Here is a 21,306-nt window from a genome sequence, read left to right as displayed (position 1 = left end):
CATGAGCGCTGTTATCACGCCTGCCGATTTTAACGATTACAAAGTTGCCGACATGTCCCTGGCTGCCTGGGGCCGTCGCGAAACCATCATCGCCGAATCGGAAATGCCGGCCCTGATGGGTCTGCGCCGCAAGTACGCTTCCGAGCAGCCGCTCAAGGGCGCGAAAATCCTCGGCTGCATCCACATGACCATTCAGACTGCCGTGCTGATCGAAACCCTGGTTGCCCTGGGTGCCGAAGTACGCTGGTCGTCCTGCAACATTTTCTCCACCCAGGATCAGGCTGCTGCGTCCATCGCCGCTGCCGGCATCCCGGTTTTCGCCTGGAAAGGCGAGACTGAAGAAGAGTACGAGTGGTGCCTGGAGCAGACCATCCTGAAAGATGGCCAGCCATGGGACGCCAACATGATCCTCGACGACGGCGGCGACCTGACTCAGCTGCTGCACGACAAGTACCCTCAGGTGCTGGATCGCGTTCACGGCGTGACCGAAGAAACCACCACCGGCGTACACCGCCTGCTGGACATGCTGGCCAAGGGCGAGCTGAAGATCCCGGCCATCAACGTCAACGACTCGGTAACCAAGTCCAAGAACGACAACAAGTACGGCTGCCGTCACAGCCTGAACGATGCGATCAAGCGCGGTACCGACCACCTGCTGTCCGGCAAGCAAGCGCTGGTCATCGGTTACGGTGACGTGGGCAAGGGTTCGGCCCAGTCCCTGCGTCAGGAAGGCATGATCGTCAAAGTCTCCGAAGTCGACCCGATCTGCGCCATGCAAGCCTGCATGGACGGTTTCGAACTGGTTTCGCCGTTCATCGACGGCATCAACGACGGCACCGAAGCCAGCATCGACAAAGCGCTGCTGGGCAAGATCGACCTGATCGTGACCACCACCGGTAACGTCAACGTTTGCGACGCCAACATGCTCAAAGCGCTGAAGAAGCGTGCTGTTGTCTGCAACATCGGTCACTTCGACAACGAAATCGACACCGCTTTCATGCGCAAGAACTGGGCATGGGAAGAAGTGAAGCCACAGGTACACAAGATCCACCGTACCGGCCCGGGCGCATTCGACGCGCAGAACGACGACTACCTGATCCTGCTGGCCGAAGGCCGTCTGGTGAACCTGGGCAACGCTACCGGTCACCCAAGCCGCATCATGGACGGTTCGTTCGCCAACCAGGTTCTGGCACAGATCTTCCTGTTCGGCCAGAAGTACGCCGACCTGTCGCCAGCCCAGAAAGCTGAGCGCCTGACCGTTGAAGTACTGCCGAAGAAACTCGACGAAGAAGTGGCCCTGGAAATGGTTCGCGGCTTCGGCGGCGTGGTCACTCAACTGACCAAGCAACAGGCTGACTACATCGGCGTGACCGTCGAAGGCCCGTTCAAGCCGCACGCTTACCGCTACTAACAGGCGCTGACTGCTCGCTATCCCTGTGGGAGCGAGCCTGCTCGCGAAGGCGGCTTAACATTCAACATCCGTGTTGTCTGTCCCAGCGCTTTCGCGAGCAGGCTCGCTCCCACATGAGATTGCAGCGCCTCGAAGGTTCTTGTTTTCAAGGGTATGACCATGTCCCAAGACCGTCGCTACAGCTTCGAGTTCTTCCCGACCAAGACCGATGCTGGGCATGAAAAACTGCTCGCCACTGCCCGTCAGCTGGCCACTTACAACCCCGACTTCTTTTCCTGCACCTATGGCGCTGGTGGTTCGACCCGTGATCGCACCCTCAACACCGTTCTGCAACTGGAAAGCGAAGTCAAAGTACCGGCCGCACCGCACCTGTCGTGCGTCGGCGACAGCAAGGACGACCTGCGCGGCCTGCTGAACGAATACAAGGCAGCCGGTATCAAGCGCATCGTTGCGCTGCGCGGCGACCTGCCGTCCGGCATGGGCATGACCAGCGGCGAGCTGCGTCACGCCAATGAACTGGTGGAATTCATTCGTGAAGAAACCGGTGATCATTTCCACATCGAAGTCGCCGCTTACCCGGAGATGCATCCGCAAGCGCGCAACTACGAAGACGATCTTGCCAACTTCGTGCGCAAGGCTCGCGCCGGCGCCGACAGCGCAATCACCCAGTACTTCTTCAACGCCGACAGCTACTTCTACTTCGTCGAACGTTTGCAGGCGCTGGGCGTGGATATTCCGGTCGTGCCGGGGATCATGCCGATCACCAACTACAGCAAGCTGGCGCGTTTCTCCGATGCCTGCGGTGCGGAAATTCCGCGCTGGATCCGCAAGCAACTGGAAGCCTACGGCGACGACAGCCAAAGCATTCAGCGCTTTGGCGAGCAGGTCGTCAGCGAAATGTGCGAACGCCTGCTGCAGGGTGGCGCACCGGGGCTGCACTTCTATTCCATGAATCAGGCCGAACCGAGCCTGGCGATCTGGAACAACCTGAAGCTGCCGCGCTAAGCAACACCCGGGCAAGACCTGAAGATCGCAACTTTTGACAGTTTTCCGGCTCTGCGGAGTCTGTCAGAGGCTGCGATCTTTTGCTTTTAACGCCCGAAACAGAGCTTGTACAGCCACTTTCTGGCTCTTTCGCGTTTCTCGTCGTAATCTCAAGCCATGCCTTTGATCGCGCAGTTATTCACGGTGCTGGTTTTTGCTTGCCTGAGCTTTGCTGCTCGGGGCGAGAAGTTGCGTATTGTCACCGAGCCGTGGGCGCCTTATGTCTACGAAGAGGGCGGTAAAAACCTCGGGCTGGACTACGAAACCACGGCCATCGTGTTCAAGCGCCTGGGAATCGAGGTCGAATGGCAGTTCCTGCCATGGAAGCGCTGCCTGTCGATGCTCGACACCGGCCAGGCTGACGGCGCTCTGGACATCTTTCACAGCAACGAGCGCGACGCCACCCTGCTCTACCCCATCGAACCGTTGTCGGACGTCGAGTTCGTGATGTTCTACGCCAACGACCGGCCACACCCGTTCCGCCAGCTCGAAGATCTCAAAGGCCTGACCATCGGCACCTCGCCGGGGTATCTGTACAGCCCGGATTTCAGGGAATCGACGTTGTTCACCCGTGAACCGGCGCCGACGCACGAAGCCAATTTCGGCAAACTGCTGCGCGGACGCATCGACTTGCTGATCACCGATCGCCGCGTCGGTCAGCACTTGCTCGATCAGTTGAATATCCGCGATCAGATCACCGAAAACCCTACTGTTATTAGCCGCCAGAGCCAATATCTGGCGGTTCGCCGCAATGCCGGGATGGATCTGCTGGTGCAGCGTTTCGGCGCCGAACTCAAGCGTTTCAAGCACGAACCGGCCTACGCCGAGCTCAGCGCACGTTACGGCGCAGCGCCGGCTGGCACCGCGCCGCTGGGCAATGCCTCGGCCGACAGCAAAACCGTTGAGCAGCAGGAAAGCAGCGCGCAGTGATTGCTCTGTTATACTCCGGCGTTCCCGCCAGGCTCACGCCCGGACGCCCGGAACCGTAACAGGCCTCTAGACCCGCTACAGCGCAGCTTTTCAGCCCGCGCGAGCGCTCCTGACGTGCCTTCGAGACCGCAGCAGGACCGGACGGGGTCGCGTCCTCTTAAACGCGATTCGCGCCAGGCAAGACTCCCATTGGGCCAAGCCCTAACTAAAACAGGATTACTCATGTCCTTTGCTTCCCTCGGTCTCTCCGAGGCTTTAGTCCGTGCCATCGAAGATGCGGGCTATACCGAGCCTACTCCGGTGCAACAGCGGGCCATTCCCGCCGTGTTGCAAGGTCGCGACCTGATGGTTGCGGCACAGACAGGTACCGGTAAAACCGGCGGTTTCGCCCTTCCGATCCTGGAGCGGTTGTTCCCCAACGGTCACCCGGACAAATCCCAGCGTCATGGCCCTCGCCAACCGCGCGTACTGGTCCTGACCCCGACCCGCGAACTCGCGGCCCAGGTTCACGAGAGCTTCAAGATCTATGCTCGTGACCTGAAATTCGTCAGCGCCTGCATCTTCGGCGGCGTCGGCATGAACCCACAGGTTCAGGCCATGTCCCGTGGTGTTGACGTGCTCGTTGCCTGCCCGGGTCGTTTGCTCGACCTCTGCGGCCAGGGCAGCGTTGACCTGTCCCACGTCGAAATCCTCGTCCTCGACGAAGCCGACCGCATGCTCGACATGGGCTTCGTGCACGACGTGAAGAAAGTCCTCGCGCGTCTGCCGGCCAAGCGTCAGAACCTGCTGTTCTCGGCGACCTTCTCCAAAGACATCACTGATCTTGCCGGCAAACTGCTGCACAACCCGGAACGCATCGAAGTGACGCCGCCGAACACCACGGTCGAGCGCATCGAGCAACGCGTGTTCCGTCTGCCGGCCAGCCATAAGCGCGCCCTGCTGGCGCACTTGATCACCGCAGGCGCCTGGGAACAGGTGCTGGTGTTTACCCGCACCAAGCACGGCGCCAACCGTCTGGCCGAGTACCTGGACAAACACGGCCTGCCGGCTGTGGCGATCCACGGTAACAAGAGCCAGAACGCGCGCACCAAAGCCTTGGCCGACTTCAAGGCCGGTGAAGTGCGCATCCTGGTAGCAACCGATATCGCCGCCCGTGGTCTGGACATCGACCAGTTGCCACACGTGGTCAACTTCGAACTGCCGAACGTCGATGAAGACTACGTGCACCGTATCGGCCGTACTGGCCGCGCCGGTCGTTCGGGCGAAGCAATCTCGCTGGTTGCCCCGGACGAAGAAAAACTGCTGAAAAGCATCGAACGCATGACCAAGCAGAAAATCGCCGACGGCGACCTGATGGGCTTCGATGCCAGCACCATCGAGGCCGAGAAGCCTGAAGTGCGTGAGCGTCCGGACATGCGCAACCCGCGCAACTCCCGTGGCCCGCGTGGTGACGGTCCGAATGGCGGCGGCGGTGGCGGCGGTCGTAAAGACAAAGGCAAAGACAAGGGCAAGGAAAAACCGGCCGGTGAACGCGGCGAGCGCCCTGCCCGCCAGCAGAAACCACGTGAAGGCACCCCGGCCCGCGAACAGCGTCAGCCGTCGCAGCCGCCACGCGCCGCCGCTGATCGCGCCCCGGACGAGTTCCTCGACGACGATATCGATAACTTCGGTAACCGCGTTGACTACGTGCCGAAAGCTGCCCCGGCCGGTGGCCGTGGTCGCCGTCCAGGCGCGCCAGCTCAGGGCGCAGGTTCGGGCGCACCCCGTGGCGGTCAGCCGCAGGGTCGCCAGAACGGTCCGCGCAACAGCAACGGTTCGAGCACCGGCACCCCGCCGGCCAAACGCAGCGGCCCACGCAATGGTGCTCCGCGTGACGGCCAGGGCCGTCGCGACGAGTCCTCGCGCAACCGCCGCCCGGCTCGCGACGATCAGCCACGCGCCGAACCGGCCGTGCAGAATCCGCGCAGCAGTGGGCCGAAGATCATGCACAAGGAGTCCAAGGCTGACCGCTTCCCGACACCTGAGCAGCTCGATCAACTGCCGACCCGCCCGCGCGGCGAAAAACCAGCCTTGCTGACCCGCAATCGCTGAGTTATCGCAGCCATGAAAAATGCCCCGACTCGAAAGAGCCGGGGCATTTTTTATGCACAACACACACCTTTCCCTGTGGGAGCGGGCTTGCTCGCGAATGCGCCAGTCAGCCAACATCCCTTTCAATGACACACCGCATTCGCGAACAAGCCCGCTTTCACAGGGGGTTTGTGGTGATATGGGCTATGAGTACACAAAAAAAACGCCCCCGACCTTGCGACCGGGGGCGTTTTTGCATGACGGCGAAAATTACTTCGCTTTCACACCTTCAAACGAGATGTACAGGTCGACGTTGTTGGATGCCGGGCCCAGATCCATCATCTTGCCGAAATCCTGGCGATTGATGCTGGTGGTGCCTTCGAAGCCGGCACGGTAGCCGCCCCATGGATCCTTGCCTTCACCCAGGAACACAGCCTTGACCACGATCGGCTTGGTCACGCCGTGCAGGGTCAGGTCACCGGTCACGTCAGCAGTGTCTTTGCCAGCGGCGTTCTTGCCGGTGGATTTGACGCTGGTCGAGACGAACTTGGCGTCAGCGTATTTGCCCACGTCCAGGAAGTCTTTGCTGGCGATGTGCTTGTCGCGCTCGGCGTGGTTGGTGAACACGCTGGCGGTTTTCACGTTGAATTCGATTTTGCTGTCTTCAGGCTTGGCAGCGTCAAAGCTGAACTTGCCGTCGATGTCCTTGAAGGTACCGGTGATGAAACTGTAGCCCAGGTGGCTGATCTTGAAGTCGACGAAAGCGTGCTGGCCTTCCTTGTCGACGGTGTAATCAGCAGCCATCACGTTCGCGGACAGTACGGCCGAACCGATTGCCAGAGCGGCCAGAGTCTTTTTCAACATGCTTTCTTTTCCTTTGAGTCGAGGTTGAATTTCAGGCTTTGCGACCGAGCATTCGCGTCAGGGTCGCATCACGATCGATAAAGTGGTGCTTCAATGCTGCCAACGCATGGAGACCGGAAAAAATTACCAGCGCCCACGCCAGCCAGAGATGAATCACCCCAGCGGTATCTGCCTGATCCGGTAGCCCGGAGACCAGTGCAGGAACTTCAAACAGGCCAAACACCGGGATCCCGACACCGTCTGCGGTGGAAATCAGGTAACCGGCAATCATCACAGCGAACAGCGCGAGATACAGAAACCCGTGGCCGAACTTCGCGCCGATACGGGTCATCCGGCTGTAGCTTTGCAGTGTTGGCGGCGGTGGGCTGATAAAGCGCCAGAGCACCCGCAACACCATCACACCCAACAACACCAGACCGATGCTCTTGTGCAGATCCGGCGCGTCTTTGCGCCAGCTGCTGTAGTAATCCAGCCCCACCATCCACAGACCCAGTGCAAACAGCCCGAAGACTGCCAGCGCCACGCCCCAGTGCATGAAGATGCTGACCCAACCATAGCGTGAAGAAGAGTTACGTAGCTGCATTGCCCAAATCCTGTGAGAACTGCGAACCAAGACTAGCGAGTTATCTATCGAATTAAAGCGGAAAATTTTGCTTTGAAATATCGAGAAATACGATCAAGAGTCTTGAGCATAGTGGTTAAGGAAAGATTAACGGGGAAAGTGCGGTGCAGAATGCTGCGTACAGATCCGGAGTTTGTATTGCCTGAACCGGCCTCTTCGCGAGCAAGCCCGCTCCCACAGGGTGTACGCATTCCAACTGTGCGAGCCTGGTTTGGCAGGCAATAAAAAAGCGCGGCATGAAAGCCGCGCTTTTTCGTTCACCGCAAAGACTTACTGCGCTTTGCTGTCGGTGCTTGCCGCCGGTGCCGGAGTTGCTGCCGGTTTAGCCGCTGGCTTCTTCGCCGGTTCGGCTTTTTTCGCTGCTGGCTTGGCCGGGGCTTTTTTCGCCTCGGTTTTGGCCGCAGGCTTCTTCGCCGCAGGCTTGGCCGCCGCTTTCTTCGCCGGCTCGGCTTTCACCGGGGCCGCTGGCTTCGGTGCTTCCACCGGAGCTGGCGCAGGGGCTGGAGCCGGTGCAGGCGCTGGTGCCACTGGCGCTGGAGCGGGCTCAGGTGCCTTCACTGGCTCTGGTTTTTTCTCATCATCCGAGCCACCGAACAGGTTGCTGAAGAAGTTGCCCTTCTTCGCCGCCACGGCACCCGCCGCGCCTGCCGCTGCTGCAGCCGGAACCACTTTGACCGGTTCAAACGACTTGCCGGCTGCCAGGTCTTCTACCTGACTGGCCGCACGCTGGCCGGTGCGCAGTGCGCCTTCCAGTGTGCCCGGGTACAAGGTGTCGGTATGTTCGCCAGCGAAGGTCACGCGTTGCAGCGGACGCTCCCACAGACGCCAGAACTTGCTGATCTGGCCCGGGCCGTAAGCCAGGTAAGCGCCGCCCATCGACGGGTCGGTGCTGTAACGGCGGATTTCATAACCGGTGAACGAGCCACGGGCCTGTGGATAAAACGCGTGCAGACGGATCAGCACCTGATCGACCATCTGCTTGTCGCCGAACGCCTGCATCACCCGAGCGTTGTCGCCGGACAGGTTGATGACGACGTTGGCGCCGCCCTTGAGGGCTGGTTCGATCCAGAGCATGCCTAAACCTGCGTTGCTGTAGATCTCGCCGGACATGCGCGCCTTGCTTTCCCACACTGGCGTCTTGAACTTGAGCATGATCTGGTCACGCCAGCCGTAGTTGGTGCCCTTGATCGCGGCCAGATGCTGAGCGTCCAGCGCTGGCGTCAGCGCAATCTTGTTCAGTGCACGCAACGGCACCGCCAGCACCACGTAATCAGCCTGATAACCCACACTGCCGACCTTGACGGTCACGCCGTCCTTGTCCTGAGTGATGGCCGAAACCGGCGAGTTGGTCTTGATGGTCTTGATCTGCTTGACGAAGGCCTGGGCCAGCACCTGGCTGCCGCCCACCAGACGCGAGGCACGCAGATCACGGTCAGCGACGCCGCGATACACGCGGTTCTGCTGGGCGAAATACAGCAGCGACAGGCGCGAAGGCTCGTCGTAGTGAGTGCGGATGTCCTGGTTGATCAGCTGACGTGCAGTGGCCGGCAGGTTCTGCTTGTCGAGCCAGCTCGACACGTTGATCTGGTCCAGCGCATGCAGGGTGTTGGTCGCGGCCGGGTTTTGCGGATCGTCGATCGAGCGCGCCAGATCGTCGAGGGTTTTCTGGTAGCGCTTCAACGCATCGGCGGTGGCCGGCTGCTTCGTCGCCAGATCGGCTGCGGAGAAATACTCGCCGTCGATCAGATAACCCGGTGTGCGCACGAACTCAGGGGCCGGCGTGGTGCTCAGCTTGAAGGTCGAGACGTACTTGTTCAGCACCGGCTGGGTCTTGTCGTTGCCGATCCACTCGCTGGTGGCCATGCCGGAACGACCACCCAGGCTCGGTTTGGCTTCCAGCAGCGTGACCTGCCAGCCCTTGTTCTGCAGCTCGTAAGCCGCGGTCAGGCCCGACAGGCCGCCGCCGATCACGATTGCGGTTTTATCCTTGGCCAGCGCCGTAACGCTGAACAGCCCCAACATCACCAGCGCACAGGCGCGCAGCCAACCGACAGACATTCAGCGAACTCCGGAAATACACGTAGGAAAAAGCAGTTTTGCGGGCCAGACGACCCAAAGAACCGCGAAGAATACGTCAGCCATCAAAACGCCGCCAGCGACGTCTATCGCCCCATACAAAGTAGCTCAATCGACGCAATGGGTTGTCCCGGCGCGATGCATTGCATAGGCTTGCGCGATTGTTTGCCCGCGCCTGACGCGAGCCGCCTCGAGGAGACTGTAAATGGGCCTGAATAACCAGTGGATGCAACGCGACCTCGCCGTGCTGTGGCATCCCTGCACCCAGATGAAAGACCACGAACAGCTGCCGCTGATCCCGATCAAACGCGGTGAGGGCGTGTGGCTCGAAGACTTCGAAGGCAAACGCTACCTCGACGCCGTCAGCTCCTGGTGGGTCAACGTGTTCGGCCACGCCAACCCGCGCATCAACCAGCGCATCAAGGATCAGGTCGATCAACTGGAACACGTGATTCTGGCCGGATTCAGCCATCAGCCGGTGATCGAACTGTCCGAACGTCTGGTGAAGATGACGCCGCAAGGCCTGAACCGGGTGTTCTACGCCGATAACGGTTCGTCCTGCATCGAAGTCGCGCTGAAAATGAGCTTTCACTACTGGCTCAATCGCGGCCAGCCGAACAAAAAGCGCTTTGTCACCCTGACCAACAGCTACCACGGCGAAACCATGGCAGCGATGGCCGTCGGCGATGTGCCGCTGTTCACCGAAACCTACAAAGCCCTGCTGATGGACACCATCAAGGTGCCGAGCCCCGATTGCTACGGGCGCCCCGAAGGCATGAGCTGGGAAGAACATTCGCGCAACATGTTCGCGGCCATGGAGCAGACTCTGGCCGAAAATCATGACAGCGTCGCGGCAGTCATCGTCGAGCCGTTGATTCAGGGCGCCGGCGGCATGCGCATGTACCACCCGGTGTACCTCAAGCTGCTGCGCGAATCCTGCGACCGTTATGGCGTGCACCTGATCCTCGACGAAATCGCCGTCGGCTTCGGCCGCACCGGGACGATGTTCGCCTGCGAACAGGCCGGCATCCGCCCGGACTTCCTCTGCCTGTCGAAAGCGTTGACCGGCGGCTACCTGCCGCTGGCGGCGTGCCTGACGACCGACGAGGTCTACAGCGCGTTCTACGACGACTACCCGACCCTGCGCGCCTTCCTGCATTCGCACAGCTACACCGGCAACCCGCTGGCGTGCGCGGCGGCACTGGCGACGCTGGATATCTTCGAGCAGGACAACGTCATCGAGAACAACAAGGCCCTGGCCCAGCGCATGGCCTCGGCCACCGCGCATCTGGTCGATCACCCGAACGTGTCCGAAGTGCGCCAGACCGGCATGGTCCTGGCGATCGAGATGGTCAAGGATAAGGCCACCAAAGAGGCCTACCCCTGGCAGGAACGGCGCGGCCTGAAGGTGTTCCAGCATGCGCTGGAGCGCGGCGCGTTGCTGCGGCCGCTGGGCAGCGTGGTGTATTTCCTGCCGCCGTACGTGATCACCCCGGAGCAAATCGACTTCCTCGCCGAAGTGGCCAGCGAGGGCATCGACATCGCTACGCGTGACAGCGTGAGCGTGGCGGTGCCGAAGGATTTCCACCCCGGTTTCCGCGATCCGGGCTGATTCGGCTTACTTGAGATTTGCGGTGTCTGGACTGGCGCTTTCGCGAGCAGGCTCGCTCCCACAGGGGAATGCATTTCAAATGTGGGAGCGAGCCTGCTCGCGAATGAAGTCGACACCGATCCAACTGATTCACATCTTTCCAGAGACCCCGAAATGAGACTGTCCCGCTTCTTTATCGACGCGCCCCTGAGCACCGGCGAACACGAACTGCCGGAAGCCCAGGCGCATTACATCAGCCGCGTGCTGCGCATGGCCGAGGGCGATGCGGTGCAGTTGTTTGACGGCTCCGGCCATGAGTTTCGGGGCGCCCTGCTGGAGGTCGGCAAGAAGCGCGTGACCGTACAGATCGACGAGCAATTCGCCGGTCAGGTCGAATCGCCGCTGCATATCCACCTCGGCCAGGGCCTGTCCCGGGGCGAGCGCATGGACTGGGCGATTCAGAAAGCCACCGAGCTGGGCGTGAATGAAATCACCCCGATCTTCAGCGACCGCTGCGAAGTCCGGCTCAAGGATGAGCGCGCCGACAAACGCCTGCTGCACTGGCGTCAGGTGGCGATCAGTGCCTGTGAGCAGTGCGGCCGTTCGCGAGTGCCGGTGATTCATCCGCCAGTGTTGTTGGCTGACTGGATCAAGCAGACCGAAGCTGAGTTGAAACTGGTGCTGCATCCGGTGGCGGAGCCGTTGGTGAGTCACGCCAAGCCTTCGAGCCTGGCCTTCCTCATCGGCCCGGAAGGCGGGTTGTCCGACGCCGAAGTCGAGCAGGCCAAGGGCAGCGGTTTCCACGCGGCGCGCCTTGGCCCACGTGTATTGCGTACCGAGACGGCACCGGTGGTCGCATTGGCGGTGGCCCAGCAACTTTGGGGTGATTTCTAGGGCCTCTTCGCGAGCAAGCCCGCTCCCACAACAGATCTCCAGTGAACACACATTTTGTGAACACAGAAAATTCACTGTGGGAGGGGGCTTGCATTGGCGGTGGCCCAGCAACTTTGGGGTGATTTCTAGGGCCTCTTCGCGAACAAGCCCGCTCCCACAACAGATCTCCAGTGAACACACATTTTGTGAACACAGAAGATTCACTGTGGGAGGGGGCTTGCATTGGCGGTGGCCCAGCAACTTTGGGGTGATTTCTAGGGCCTCTTCGCGAGCAAGCCCGCTCCCACAACAGATCTCCAGTGAACACACATTTTGTGAACACAGAAAATTCACTGTGGGAGGGGGCTTGCATTGGCGATGGCCCAGCAACTTTGGGGTGATTTCTAGGGCCTCTTCGCGAGCAAGCCCGCTCCCACAATAGATCTCCAGTGAACACACATTTTGTGAACACAGAAGATTCACTGTGGGAGGGGGCTTGCTCCCGAATGCGGTATGTCATTCGACAAAGATGTCAGCAGCAAGCCCCCTCCCACCAGCATTGCGTTCACAGGACATAAAACAGAATCGCCACAAAGTGCAGCAAACTCCCGGCAATCACAAACAGGTGCCAGATCCCGTGCGCATGCCGCAACCGGTGATCAAGGGCAAAAAAGATGATCCCCACGGTGTACAACACACCGCCCGACGCCAGCCAGGCAAACCCGGTCGTGCCCAGCGCCGCGATCAACGGCTTGACCGCCACCAGCACGATCCAGCCCATCACCGCGTAAATCACGATCGACAGAATTCGCGCCTCCGAGCGTGGCTTGATCTCTTGCAGGATGCCGATCAACGCCAGCCCCCAGACAATGCCGAACAGCGTCCAGCCCCACGGCCCGCGCAGCGTCACCAGACAGAACGGCGTGTAACTGCCGGCAATCAACAGGTAGATCGAAAAGTGATCAACCTTTTTCATGATTGCTTTTTTACGCCCGCGCACGCTGTGGTACACGGTCGAGGCGCTGTAGAGCACCAACAGAGTGAATGCGTAAATCGCCACGCTGACAATCTTCCACGGACTGCCGTCGAGACTGGCAATCACCAACATCCACACACCGCCGATAAACGCTGCCACCGCCCCGACCAGATGCGTCCAGGCGTTGAGTCTTTCCCCGTGATACATGTGTCGCTCACCTCATGATTCGTTACCGCAACGCGCAAGGCTCGGGCCTTGAGCGTAAAAGCGCAATGTTTCTGTTCAACGCGGGTCTGCACATGTCGTGGTAATTGGGCACAATCGGCCGATACCAAAAAGAGTCCGCGCCATGCTGATCGACGAAGAATTGACCCTGAAAAAACTCGAGGTGTTCCTCGCCTTCATGCGCACCGGCAATCTGGCGCGCGCCGCTGCCGAGTTACAGACCAGCAACGTCAGCGTGCATCGCGCCATTCATTCACTGGAAAGCGCCCTGCGCTGCCCGCTGTTCAAGCACGAAGGCCGCAACCTGACGCCGCTGGAAAGCGCTTATGTGCTGGAAGAGCGCGCGCAGAAGCTGATCAGTGATGTCGTCGAAAGCGTACGCCTGACCCGCGAAGCCGCCGGATTCTCTGCCGAACGCTTCAAGCTCGGCTCGCTGTATTCGCTGACGGTGAAGACCGTGCCGCAACTGATCATGGGCCTGAAGATACGCCGCAGCGAACTCAACATCGACCTGATCCTCGGCTCGAACATCGACCTGCTCTACAAGCTGAAAAACATGGAAGTCGACGCGATTCTGGTGTCGCTGGACGACAGCATCAACGACCCGGACTGCGAGCAGATCCCGCTGTTCTCCGATGACATCTTCCTCGCCACGCCGGCGGATTCCACGTTTGCCCAACGCACCGAAGTCGATCTGGCGCAGGTACGCGATGAAACGTTCATCACCTTGACCCAGGGCTTTGCCACGCATCAGGACGGTGTGCGGGTGTTCAAGCAGGCAGGGTTCGAGCCGAAAGTGGCGATGCAGGTGAACGACATCTTCACCCTGCTGAGCATGGTCAGTTCAGGCGTCGGTTACGCGTTACTGCCGGGGCGGATTGCGGCGGTGTACGAGAATCGGGTGAAGCTGATCCCGTTGCAGGAGAAGTACCGGTTGCAGCAGCACATCGGCGTGGTGTTTCTGAAGGCCAAGGAGCGCGATCCGAACCTGCTGGCGTTGCTGGCGGAATGTCGGATGTATGCCAATCGCCAGGCATGAGACCGTGTCGTCCCAATCGCGAGCAGGCTCGCGCCCACAGGGAAATGCATTCCAAGTGTGGGAGCGAGCCTGCTCGCGAAGGCGTCAGTCCAGACAGCAGATGCCTTAGCCCATCAACCCGCGCATCAGCAGAAACAACAGCGAAGGCCCGAGCAAACAACCCAACGCCGTATAGAACGCCGCCGTCAGGCAGCCATAGGGCACCAGTTTCGGATCGGTCGCCGCCAACCCGCCGGCCACGCCACTGGAGGTGCCCATCAAACCGCCAAAGATCACCGCACTGCGCGGGTTGTTCAGGCCGATCATCGGCGCCACGAACGGCGTCATCACCATCACCAGAATCGCTTTGATCAACCCCGCCGCAATCGACAGCGCCATCACCTCGGAACTCGCCCCAATCGCCGCGCCTGTCACCGGCCCGACGATGTAAGTCACCGCCCCTGCGCCAATGGTGGTCAGGCTCACTGCATCGGTGTAACCGAACGCCATCGCCACACCGACCCCGGCAACGAACGACGTGCCCACGCCGACAAATAATGCCAGCACCCCGACAAACCCGGCGCGCTTCAGCTCATCGACACTGACGCCGAACGCCGTGGCGACAATTGCGAAATCGCGCAGCATCGCGCCACCGAGCAAACCGATGCCCGACAGCAGCGGAATATCCACCACGCCTTTCTGCCCACCGGTCAGTGCACCGCCGACATACGACAGCACCAGTCCCAGCAAAATGGCGATGGCCGAGCCGTGCAGACGGCCCTTGGTGAAGGTGTTGGACATCCAGTAGGACACCCACATGGTCAGGCCGACAATCAGGAAGCCGCTGATCAAACCGTAGCCGGTGATGACTTTCATCATTGATTCGTACATGGCGCTCACCCCGCAGTCTTGGCAGGTGTGATCGGCGCCGGTTCCTTGTTACCCAGGCGCACCAGCACCGGCACCAAGGCAAAGGCGATGACCACGGCAAGCGTTCCCGCGAGGATCGCCATCGGCCCGCCCTTCAGCGCGCCGTAAACGTTTTGTTGCGCCGCCATGGCGACCACAATCGGAATGTAGATCGCACTCCAGAACTCGACGCCCTGCTCGGTCTTGCCTTTGAGCCAGCCGCTTTTGTTCAGGTAACTGCCCAACCCGATCAGCAGCAGCATCGCAATACCGACGCCGCCGACGTTGGCCGGCACGCCGATCAACTTGCCGAGCAGCTCACCGACCCAAATACCCACCAGCGTACAAAAGGCGAGAAACGCCACACCGTAAATAATCATTGTTGTAGTCCTCAAAGTGCATCGTCGAATGTTGTTTTTGTTGTTCGAAGCCTGAGTCGCGGCGGTTTATGGTCGGCGGCCACCCTCCTCGCGCAGCAGCGCCTGCAAGGTGTCGAGCCGCGCACTGTCGAAGGCAGTGACCGTGCCCTGTTCGAACACCCGGCGCGCCAGCCCGGTCAGTACGGCACCGGGTGGCAATTCGATGTGTAGACGCACGCCGCGCTCGTAGGCGCTTTGCACGGTGCCGCGCCAATCGACCACGCGGCACATGTTGAAGGCGAGATCGTCGCGCAACGCTTCTACTTTGGTCACAGGGCGCGCGCGACTGCCGCTCAGATAAGCCATCTGCGGCATTTTCAATTCGACGTTGGCGAAGGCTTTGGCAAGGGTTTGCGCCGGCTTTTCCAGCAGCGGACAGTGCGACGGCACACTCACCGCCAACCGTTTCGCCAGACCGGCGCCACGGCTGCGTGCCAGTTCGGCGACGGTTTGCATGGCCTCGTCACTGCCAGCAATCACCACTTGGTTATCGGCGTTGATGTTGGCCAGGTACACCGGCGCATCCTCGCTGTGCACCTGCGCCAGCAGCGTTTCGACGGTGGACAATTGCAGGCCGATGATCGCGGTCATGCCGTAGCCTTGTGGATAAGCCTGCTGCATCAACTCCCCGCGCAGGCTCACCAGATGCAGTGCATCGCTGAAATTCAAGGCCCCGGCGACCACCGCTGCCGGATAAGCGCCGATGGACAGGCCAGCGACGTAGTCCGCCGTCAGTCCGTCCTGCAACAACTGCCGCGACGCAGCGACGCCGACGATCAGCAGGCACAGCTGAACGGCCCGGGTGCTGCGCAACGCTTCGGGCGAATCGAGCAACGAGACATCTTCACCGAGCACATCACTGGCCTCGGTCAGCGTTGCTCCAGACAAGCGCTGGAGCATGCCCGCTTGCTGCGCGCCCTGGCCGGGGAACACCAACAGACTGCTCACGCTGCCTGCTCCTGCGGGTTCCACGGGTCAGCAACCAGACAAGCCTGATGTGCATTCTTCAGCAGCACGCGCGCCGACTCGCTGGCCCATTCGCGCAAAGCCACCGCACCGAATGGCGTCTGCAATTGCATGTCGACCCGGCACACCGCCTGATCGAAGCGCTCGACCAGTTTGCGTGCCTGATTGCGCGTCAGCACTTGCGGCGTGCGCAGGATCAGATCGAGATCGCTGCGCTCGTGCATCGCTGCAAAACCACTGGCCAATTCAAACCCGACACTGCCGCTGACGCCCCAGACCCAACCGCAATCATCGAGCCACGGCCGCAGTTGTTCAAGCGCCTGCATCACCGGTAAATCACGCTCGCAATCGACCCGACACAGCGCCTCGGGACTGACCCGACAGGCAATCGAATCGACCGGCATAAACGCCGCCAGCCGCTGCTCGCGCAACACTCCGCGCACGCCCACCGCCACCCGGCCTGCAGCGCTCACGGCGCGCCGCACCACCACCGGTTGCCCGGCTGCCAGCGACTCGACGGCCCACAGCGGCGCATCCGCCGGCAACTGCGCCGGCGTCATGCCCCAGAGCAGGTCGTGGGCCAGTGGCATGTTCACCACTGCGCCCTCAGCAGTTCGCGCACGCGGCTGGATGCTTGGCGATTTTTCGCGCCGAGACGGTTGCTCAAGTCAGTGCTGGAGATATCGTCGATGGCTTGTTTCAGGCACTCGCTCACTCGCGCCAGATCCTCCGCTGACGGCTGCTCGATCTGCTGCACCGAGAGGGTTTCCCAGAGCAATCCGAGGCTGGCGTAGCTGTCGATGTCATAAGCCATCGGCGGCACGCTGGCCGCCAGCGCTTCCAGTTCCTCAACGCTGCGCAAGGTCACTCGCGCCGCCGACGCCTTGCCCATCGCGTGCACCATCACGCCGGGATCGCGCAAGGCAATCAAGCGGTTGGCCTGATAACCGTGAGCGAGAAACGCCCCGGACATCGCCTTGCCCACCAACAGCGCAATCACCGGGTGGCCGGCCAAGCGGGCGCGGGCATAACTGTCCGCCGCACCGGCCAAAGCCTGATGAATGCCGAGCGCTTCTTCGCGGCGGCCATAAGCCTGGCTCGGTACATCGACGATGGCGATGATCGGACGCTTCTGCGCGTTGTCGCGATCAGCGCTGATCGCGTCATCCACAGCCTTGGCCAAGCCCCAGCCTTCGAGCAGGCCGACTTCACCGTTACGAGCGCGTGGAAAGCGGTTGTCCGGGTCAGCGACCACGGCGATAAAACGCCCCAACTCACCGTCGGCCACCTTCAACGATGGCGGCAACCCTTTCACCGCAACAGCCCCCGCGCTCAGGGCATTGAACCAGTTCAAACCGCGCAATGAATAACCGCTCATGAGCGCTCTCCTTGATACAGATCGCGAACCACCGCCGGTTCGATTTGCTGGTCAGTGTTCAGGCTGCCGAGGCGTTGAAGGAACCACTCGGCACGCTGACTGCGTGGTTGCGCCGGTAAACCTTGTTGCAGCAACTCGCCAACCTGCTGCCGAATCTTCTCCACATCATCGGCGACATAACGATCCACCAAGCCGCTAGCGAAACGCTGCTCGCCACCGGTCAGGCTCCAGATGAAGGGCCGGTCGCGCGAGTCGTATTCCTCGATCCCGGCTTCCTGCTCGATCACCTGCGGGCCGTTCAAGCCGAGGCGCGCTTCCTGGGTCACCAGCAAATAGCTGCACAGCGCGGCGGCAATCGACATGCCGCCGAAACAGCCGACGCTGCCCGCGACCACACCGACAACCGGCTGGTACTGCTGCAAATCGACAATCGCCGCATGAATATCGGCAATCGCCGCCAGCCCGAGGTTGGCTTCCTGCAAGCGCACGCCACCGGTTTCCAGCAGCAACACGGCGCGGGTCGGGATGCCCTTGCGGTTGTCTTCAGCGGCCAGTTCCAGCGCACCGGCAATCTTCGCCCCGCCGACCTCGCCGAGGCTGCCACCTTGAAACGCGCCTTCAATCGCCGCGATCACCACCGGCAAACCATCGAGGCTGCCCTTGGCGATCACCACACCATCATCGGCTTGCGGCACCACGCCCTGGCGTTCAAGCCACGGCGACATGACGCGCTGAAACGGGTCGAGCAATTCACGGCAGGTCCCGGCATCGAGCAAGGCTTTCGCCCGTTGCCGCGCACCGAGTTCGACGAAGCTGTGTTTGTGCAAAAGCGCCGCGCTGTCAGTCATGGCCGATCTCCTCGAAACCTTGTTCCAGCCGCAGCCGCACCACACCCGGCGTCGCACCGAAATCGTGAATATCGATGGCCATCGCCGGCGGCGTGGCGCCGTCGAACATCCGCGCAAACAGATGCTGCCAGCGCAGCTGTGCGCCGTTGACCGAGGTCTGCACATTGATCGTCAGCTTGCCGGCCAGTCCCGGCTCTATCAGCACTTCCAGATCACCCGAGCCGACACAACCGACCAGCGCGCGACCACGTGGCGGCTGCCCGGCGGGGAATTCAAAGGATAAGGTTTCCATCAAAACGCTCCCTGAAGGATGCCGTCGCGCTCGATTCGGTCGAGCAGCAGCGTGGCGGCGAGCAAGTCGGCGGCGCCACCGGGCGAGGCATTCAATGCGATGAGTTGTTGATCGAGTTCGTGCAGGCGCCGACGCCCGCTGAGGCTGGTGCTGCCGCCGGCATCGAGCACCGCTTGCGCGCCGCTTTGCATGGCGTGCAGGCCTTGTTCACCTGCGCGGTAAAGTACGCAGGTGTCGGCGAGGTCAGTCATGATCGCGAGCAAGGCGTCGAGCCGGGCATTCTGTTCGCCGTGGCCGTTGGCGCGGCTGCGTTTGAGTTGTGGCAGGCCACGTTGCAGTACGGACGGGAAGCCGAGTTGCGCTTCCTCGCGGGCACCGCGTGCGCCATATCGGAGGGCGACCTGGGCGCCGTGGCTCAAGGGTTTTGGTGCATGACGATCATCCAGCAAGGCCAGACGTGCGGCGCGCAGGGAGACTGCATTGGCGCTGGACGATTGCGGCTCCAGTGCAGCGGCAGTGATCAAAAGCCCCAAGGCCCAGATTGCCCCGCGATGGGTGTTTACACCGTTAGTGGTCGCGAGCATCGCTTGCTCGCCTTCGCGACCGATGCGGCCAATCGCTTCGCGCAATGGCAAACCGACCTCGCCTGTCGTGCTGGCAGCTTCGGCCATTTCCTTGAACGCCGGCCACAAAGACAACGCCGACGCGTGCATCAGGCCCAGGTGCAGATCGGTGTGCGCGCCGTTGCCACGACGGTCGACCAGCGCCGGTTTCGGCGACAGATCGGCTTCGTCGATCAGCGCATCCACCGCCAGATCCGCCAGGCGTTCGCTCAGGCTGAGGGGTTTCGCTTGCAGGTTGAGTGCGTGCATTACCAGCTCCTGAATTTGGCGGGCGGGTTGTACAGGCCGCCGGACCACTCGACCAGATCGGCCACACTTTTCGCCGCCAACAGTTCGCGGGTGGCGTCGGTGCGGCGGATGCCGAGGTCTTCGGGCAAGGCGATCAGACCTTCGCGGCGCATGCGTTCGGTGTCTTTGGGGTTGTGGCGCAGGCCGATAGCGGTCACGCCCGCCACCGCGGCGATCATCGCCTGGCGCTCTTCCAGCGAGCGCGCCTTGTACAGGTAGGCGATGCCCTCTTCGGTGAGCAGGTGGGTGACGTCATCGCCGTAGATCATGATCGGCGCCAGCGGCATGCCGCTTTTCTTCGCCACTTCCACCGCGTCGAGGGTTTCGACGAAGGTCGGTTTGCCGCCCTCCTGGAAGGTCTCGACCATTTGCACCACGAGTTTCTTGCCGCGTTCGAGCATCGGTTGCTGCGAGTCGTCGTGACGCATATCGAGCCACGCCGGGGTGCCGTGACGGCGGCCACGCGGGTCGTGGCCCATGTTTGGCGCACCGCCGAAACCGGCGAGACGACCACGGGTCACGGTCGAGGAATGGCCGTCGCCATCGACCTGCAACGTCGCGCCGATAAACAGGTCCACCGCGTACTGCCCGGCCAGTTGGCAGAACATCCGGTTGGAACGCAGCGAGCCGTCACGGCCGGTGAAGAACACGTCCGGGCGCGCGGCGATGTAGTTTTCCATGCCCAGTTCGGTGCCGAAGCAATGCACGCTTTCGACCCAGCCACTTTCAATCGCCGGGATCAGTGTCGGGTGCGGGTTGAGCGTCCAGTTGCGGCAGATCTTGCCCTTGAGGCCGAGGGATTCGCCGTAGGTCGGCAGAATCAATTCGATGGCGGCGGTGTTGAAACCGATGCCGTGGTTGAGCGACTGCACGTTGTGTTTTTCGTAGATGCCACGGATCGCCATCATCGCCATCAACACGTGCACCGGTTTGATGTGCCTTGGGTCGCGGGTGAACAGCGGTTCGATGTAGAACGGCTTGTCGGCCACCACCACGAAATCGACCCACGATGCCGGGATATCCACGCGGGGCAGTTCGCTGACATCGTCGACCAATTGGTTGACCTGGACAATGACGATGCCGTCGCTGAACGCGGCCGGTTCGATCAGTGCGGGAGTGTCCTCAGTGCTCGGGCCGGTGTAGATGTTGCCGGCGCGGTCAGCCATGAACCCGGCCGACAGCACGACGTTGGGGATCAGGTCCACCACCAGCCGTGCGTAGAGTTCGATGTAGGTATGAATCGCGCCGACTTCCAGCAGACCGTCTTCAAGCAGCTGGCTGATGCGCAGGCTCTGGGTGCCGGCAAAGGAGAAATCCAGTTTGCGGGCGATGCCGCGCTCGAACAGGTCGAGGTGCTCCGAGCGACCGACACTGGGCATGATCATGTGCAGATCGTGGAGCTTTTGCGGATCGGCCTTGGCCAGCGAGCGGGAAAGAAAATCCGCCTGCTTCTGGTTGTTGCCCTCAAGCACCACGCGGTCGCCGGGATGGATCAGCGCTTCGAGTGCGGCAACGATCTTGTCGGTGGGCAACACCACACCATCGGCCAGCCCGCGTACCTTGTCGAGGCGCCGCTGCTTCTCGTCACGCCGCCGCGTCCAGCGCGAGTCGGGGGAAATTGTTGTTGTCATGCTCACTCCACGGGGTTCGCTGTCGTGGAGCTACGTTAGGCGCGTGAAGGGTGGGCATCAATCAAGTGCGGCGGTGAATCATTACGCTGAGCGTAACGTTCACTGCCGCATTCGCGAGCAGGCTCGCTCCCACAAGGGTTCTGTGTCGTGCTCAAAATCCCGGATCACTGAAGATCCAATGTGGGAGCGAGCCTGCTCGCGAAGAGGCCAGCCGACGCATCGCAAATTCTGGATCAGTCTGTCTTTAAACAG

General features: G+C 61.3%; 20 protein-coding genes. 7 read left to right on the top strand and 13 right to left on the bottom strand.

Going from position 1 to position 21,306, the window contains the following annotated elements; all coding sequences use genetic code 11:
* Position 1: 1 nt before the first annotated feature.
* From ahcY to U862_RS0103785, 4 genes are all read left to right on the top strand, one after another.
* The gene (gene ahcY / locus U862_RS0103800) at positions 2-1,411 is read left to right on the top strand and encodes an adenosylhomocysteinase (RefSeq protein WP_007959684.1); all 1,410 of its coding nucleotides are present in this window, start codon (positions 2-4) and stop codon (positions 1,409-1,411) included.
* 159 nt (positions 1,412-1,570) lie between these two features.
* Positions 1,571-2,416 (top strand): methylenetetrahydrofolate reductase [NAD(P)H], encoded by an 846-nt coding sequence (gene metF / locus U862_RS0103795; protein ID WP_025109177.1) that lies wholly within the window; start codon positions 1,571-1,573, stop codon positions 2,414-2,416.
* Positions 2,417-2,572: 156 nt separating this feature from the next.
* A complete protein-coding gene (locus U862_RS0103790) occupies positions 2,573-3,385 on the top strand; it encodes an ABC transporter substrate-binding protein (protein ID WP_025109176.1) in 813 nt (270 codons plus the stop codon).
* A gap of 222 nt (positions 3,386-3,607) precedes the next feature.
* Positions 3,608-5,476, top strand: coding sequence for a DEAD/DEAH box helicase (locus U862_RS0103785; protein ID WP_025109175.1), 1,869 nt, complete (start codon positions 3,608-3,610; stop codon positions 5,474-5,476).
* Positions 5,477-5,725: 249 nt separating this feature from the next.
* On the opposite strand, the gene U862_RS0103780 is transcribed toward U862_RS0103785, so the two are convergent.
* The 3 genes from U862_RS0103780 to U862_RS0103770 all read right to left on the bottom strand — a co-directional run bounded on the left by U862_RS0103780 (position 5,726) and on the right by U862_RS0103770 (position 8,999).
* On the bottom strand, positions 5,726-6,319 hold the full coding sequence (locus U862_RS0103780; protein WP_025109174.1) for a YceI family protein: 594 nt from the start codon (positions 6,317-6,319) through the stop codon (positions 5,726-5,728).
* 31 nt (positions 6,320-6,350) lie between these two features.
* Entirely contained in the window at positions 6,351-6,902 is a 552-nt protein-coding gene (locus tag U862_RS0103775) for a cytochrome b (protein WP_025109173.1), read from the bottom strand.
* A gap of 309 nt (positions 6,903-7,211) precedes the next feature.
* The gene (locus U862_RS0103770; protein ID WP_025109172.1) at positions 7,212-8,999 is read right to left on the bottom strand and encodes a flavin monoamine oxidase family protein; all 1,788 of its coding nucleotides are present in this window, start codon (positions 8,997-8,999) and stop codon (positions 7,212-7,214) included.
* 223 nt (positions 9,000-9,222) lie between these two features.
* Between U862_RS0103770 and U862_RS0103765 the strand changes: the two genes are divergently transcribed.
* Both U862_RS0103765 and U862_RS0103760 read left to right on the top strand, forming a co-directional pair.
* Positions 9,223-10,629: an adenosylmethionine--8-amino-7-oxononanoate transaminase gene (locus U862_RS0103765; RefSeq protein WP_025109171.1), complete on the top strand. Its 1,407-nt coding sequence runs from the start codon at positions 9,223-9,225 to the stop codon at positions 10,627-10,629.
* Between the two features lie 153 nt (positions 10,630-10,782).
* Positions 10,783-11,502, top strand: coding sequence for a 16S rRNA (uracil(1498)-N(3))-methyltransferase (locus U862_RS0103760; RefSeq protein WP_025109170.1), 720 nt, complete (start codon positions 10,783-10,785; stop codon positions 11,500-11,502).
* A gap of 544 nt (positions 11,503-12,046) precedes the next feature.
* Here U862_RS0103760 and U862_RS0103755 read toward each other — a convergent pair.
* Positions 12,047-12,664: a hemolysin III family protein gene (locus U862_RS0103755; protein WP_025109169.1), complete on the bottom strand. Its 618-nt coding sequence runs from the start codon at positions 12,662-12,664 to the stop codon at positions 12,047-12,049.
* Between the two features lie 142 nt (positions 12,665-12,806).
* Between U862_RS0103755 and U862_RS0103745 the strand changes: the two genes are divergently transcribed.
* Positions 12,807-13,721: a LysR substrate-binding domain-containing protein gene (locus U862_RS0103745; RefSeq protein WP_025109168.1), complete on the top strand. Its 915-nt coding sequence runs from the start codon at positions 12,807-12,809 to the stop codon at positions 13,719-13,721.
* A gap of 105 nt (positions 13,722-13,826) precedes the next feature.
* Here U862_RS0103745 and madM read toward each other — a convergent pair whose 3' ends face one another.
* The 9 genes from madM to mdcA all read right to left on the bottom strand — a co-directional run bounded on the left by madM (position 13,827) and on the right by mdcA (position 21,054).
* Entirely contained in the window at positions 13,827-14,591 is a 765-nt protein-coding gene (madM, locus tag U862_RS0103740) for a malonate transporter subunit MadM (protein ID WP_025109167.1), read from the bottom strand.
* Between the two features lie 5 nt (positions 14,592-14,596).
* A complete protein-coding gene (gene madL / locus U862_RS0103735; RefSeq protein ID WP_025109166.1) occupies positions 14,597-14,989 on the bottom strand; it encodes a malonate transporter subunit MadL in 393 nt (130 codons plus the stop codon).
* A 66-nt stretch (positions 14,990-15,055) separates the two neighbouring features.
* Positions 15,056-15,976, bottom strand: a complete 921-nt coding sequence (gene mdcH, locus U862_RS0103730) for a malonate decarboxylase subunit epsilon (RefSeq protein ID WP_025109165.1) — start codon at positions 15,974-15,976, stop codon at positions 15,056-15,058.
* Positions 15,973-16,593, bottom strand: coding sequence for a malonate decarboxylase holo-ACP synthase (locus U862_RS0103725; protein WP_025109164.1), 621 nt, complete (start codon positions 16,591-16,593; stop codon positions 15,973-15,975). Before U862_RS0103725 ends, mdcH begins: the two co-directional genes overlap by 4 nt.
* Positions 16,587-17,372 carry a biotin-independent malonate decarboxylase subunit gamma gene (gene mdcE / locus U862_RS0103720; protein ID WP_025109163.1) on the bottom strand — a complete coding sequence of 262 codons (786 nt, stop codon included), beginning with the start codon at positions 17,370-17,372 and terminating at the stop codon, positions 16,587-16,589. Before mdcE ends, U862_RS0103725 begins: the two co-directional genes overlap by 7 nt.
* Positions 17,369-18,220, bottom strand: coding sequence for a biotin-independent malonate decarboxylase subunit beta (locus U862_RS0103715; RefSeq protein WP_025109162.1), 852 nt, complete (start codon positions 18,218-18,220; stop codon positions 17,369-17,371). The genes mdcE and U862_RS0103715 overlap by 4 nt, the downstream gene beginning before the upstream one ends.
* The gene (locus U862_RS0103710; RefSeq protein ID WP_025109161.1) at positions 18,213-18,512 is read right to left on the bottom strand and encodes a malonate decarboxylase subunit delta; all 300 of its coding nucleotides are present in this window, start codon (positions 18,510-18,512) and stop codon (positions 18,213-18,215) included. Before U862_RS0103710 ends, U862_RS0103715 begins: the two co-directional genes overlap by 8 nt.
* Positions 18,512-19,384: a triphosphoribosyl-dephospho-CoA synthase gene (locus U862_RS0103705; protein ID WP_025109160.1), complete on the bottom strand. Its 873-nt coding sequence runs from the start codon at positions 19,382-19,384 to the stop codon at positions 18,512-18,514. The genes U862_RS0103710 and U862_RS0103705 overlap by 1 nt, the downstream gene beginning before the upstream one ends.
* Entirely contained in the window at positions 19,384-21,054 is a 1,671-nt protein-coding gene (gene mdcA, locus U862_RS0103700) for a malonate decarboxylase subunit alpha (RefSeq protein WP_025109159.1), read from the bottom strand. The genes U862_RS0103705 and mdcA overlap by 1 nt, the downstream gene beginning before the upstream one ends.
* Positions 21,055-21,306 lie beyond the last annotated feature (252 nt).

This window comes from Pseudomonas sp. H1h (assembly GCF_000633255.1).
GTDB lineage: Bacteria > Pseudomonadota > Gammaproteobacteria > Pseudomonadales > Pseudomonadaceae > Aquipseudomonas.
This window is presented reverse-complemented; position numbering and strand designations above follow the sequence as displayed.

Bases quoted from the DNA above. Each gene is read 5' to 3' on its own strand.
- ahcY (WP_007959684.1), top strand. From the start codon at position 2: ATGAGCGCTGTTATCACGCCTGCCGATTTTAACGATTACAAAGTTGCC.
- metF (WP_025109177.1), top strand. From the start codon at position 1,571: ATGTCCCAAGACCGTCGCTACAGCTTCGAGTTCTTCCCGACCAAGACC.
- U862_RS0103790 (WP_025109176.1), top strand. From the start codon at position 2,573: ATGCCTTTGATCGCGCAGTTATTCACGGTGCTGGTTTTTGCTTGCCTG.
- U862_RS0103785 (WP_025109175.1), top strand. From the start codon at position 3,608: ATGTCCTTTGCTTCCCTCGGTCTCTCCGAGGCTTTAGTCCGTGCCATC.
- U862_RS0103780 (WP_025109174.1), bottom strand. From the start codon at position 6,319: ATGTTGAAAAAGACTCTGGCCGCTCTGGCAATCGGTTCGGCCGTACTG.
- U862_RS0103775 (WP_025109173.1), bottom strand. From the start codon at position 6,902: ATGCAGCTACGTAACTCTTCTTCACGCTATGGTTGGGTCAGCATCTTC.
- U862_RS0103770 (WP_025109172.1), bottom strand. From the start codon at position 8,999: ATGTCTGTCGGTTGGCTGCGCGCCTGTGCGCTGGTGATGTTGGGGCTG.
- U862_RS0103765 (WP_025109171.1), top strand. From the start codon at position 9,223: ATGGGCCTGAATAACCAGTGGATGCAACGCGACCTCGCCGTGCTGTGG.
- U862_RS0103760 (WP_025109170.1), top strand. From the start codon at position 10,783: ATGAGACTGTCCCGCTTCTTTATCGACGCGCCCCTGAGCACCGGCGAA.
- U862_RS0103755 (WP_025109169.1), bottom strand. From the start codon at position 12,664: ATGTATCACGGGGAAAGACTCAACGCCTGGACGCATCTGGTCGGGGCG.
- U862_RS0103745 (WP_025109168.1), top strand. From the start codon at position 12,807: ATGCTGATCGACGAAGAATTGACCCTGAAAAAACTCGAGGTGTTCCTC.
- madM (WP_025109167.1), bottom strand. From the start codon at position 14,591: ATGTACGAATCAATGATGAAAGTCATCACCGGCTACGGTTTGATCAGC.
- madL (WP_025109166.1), bottom strand. From the start codon at position 14,989: ATGATTATTTACGGTGTGGCGTTTCTCGCCTTTTGTACGCTGGTGGGT.
- mdcE (WP_025109163.1), bottom strand. From the start codon at position 17,372: ATGAGCGGTTATTCATTGCGCGGTTTGAACTGGTTCAATGCCCTGAGC.
- U862_RS0103715 (WP_025109162.1), bottom strand. From the start codon at position 18,220: ATGACTGACAGCGCGGCGCTTTTGCACAAACACAGCTTCGTCGAACTC.
- U862_RS0103710 (WP_025109161.1), bottom strand. From the start codon at position 18,512: ATGGAAACCTTATCCTTTGAATTCCCCGCCGGGCAGCCGCCACGTGGT.
- U862_RS0103705 (WP_025109160.1), bottom strand. From the start codon at position 19,384: ATGCACGCACTCAACCTGCAAGCGAAACCCCTCAGCCTGAGCGAACGC.
- mdcA (WP_025109159.1), bottom strand. From the start codon at position 21,054: ATGACAACAACAATTTCCCCCGACTCGCGCTGGACGCGGCGGCGTGAC.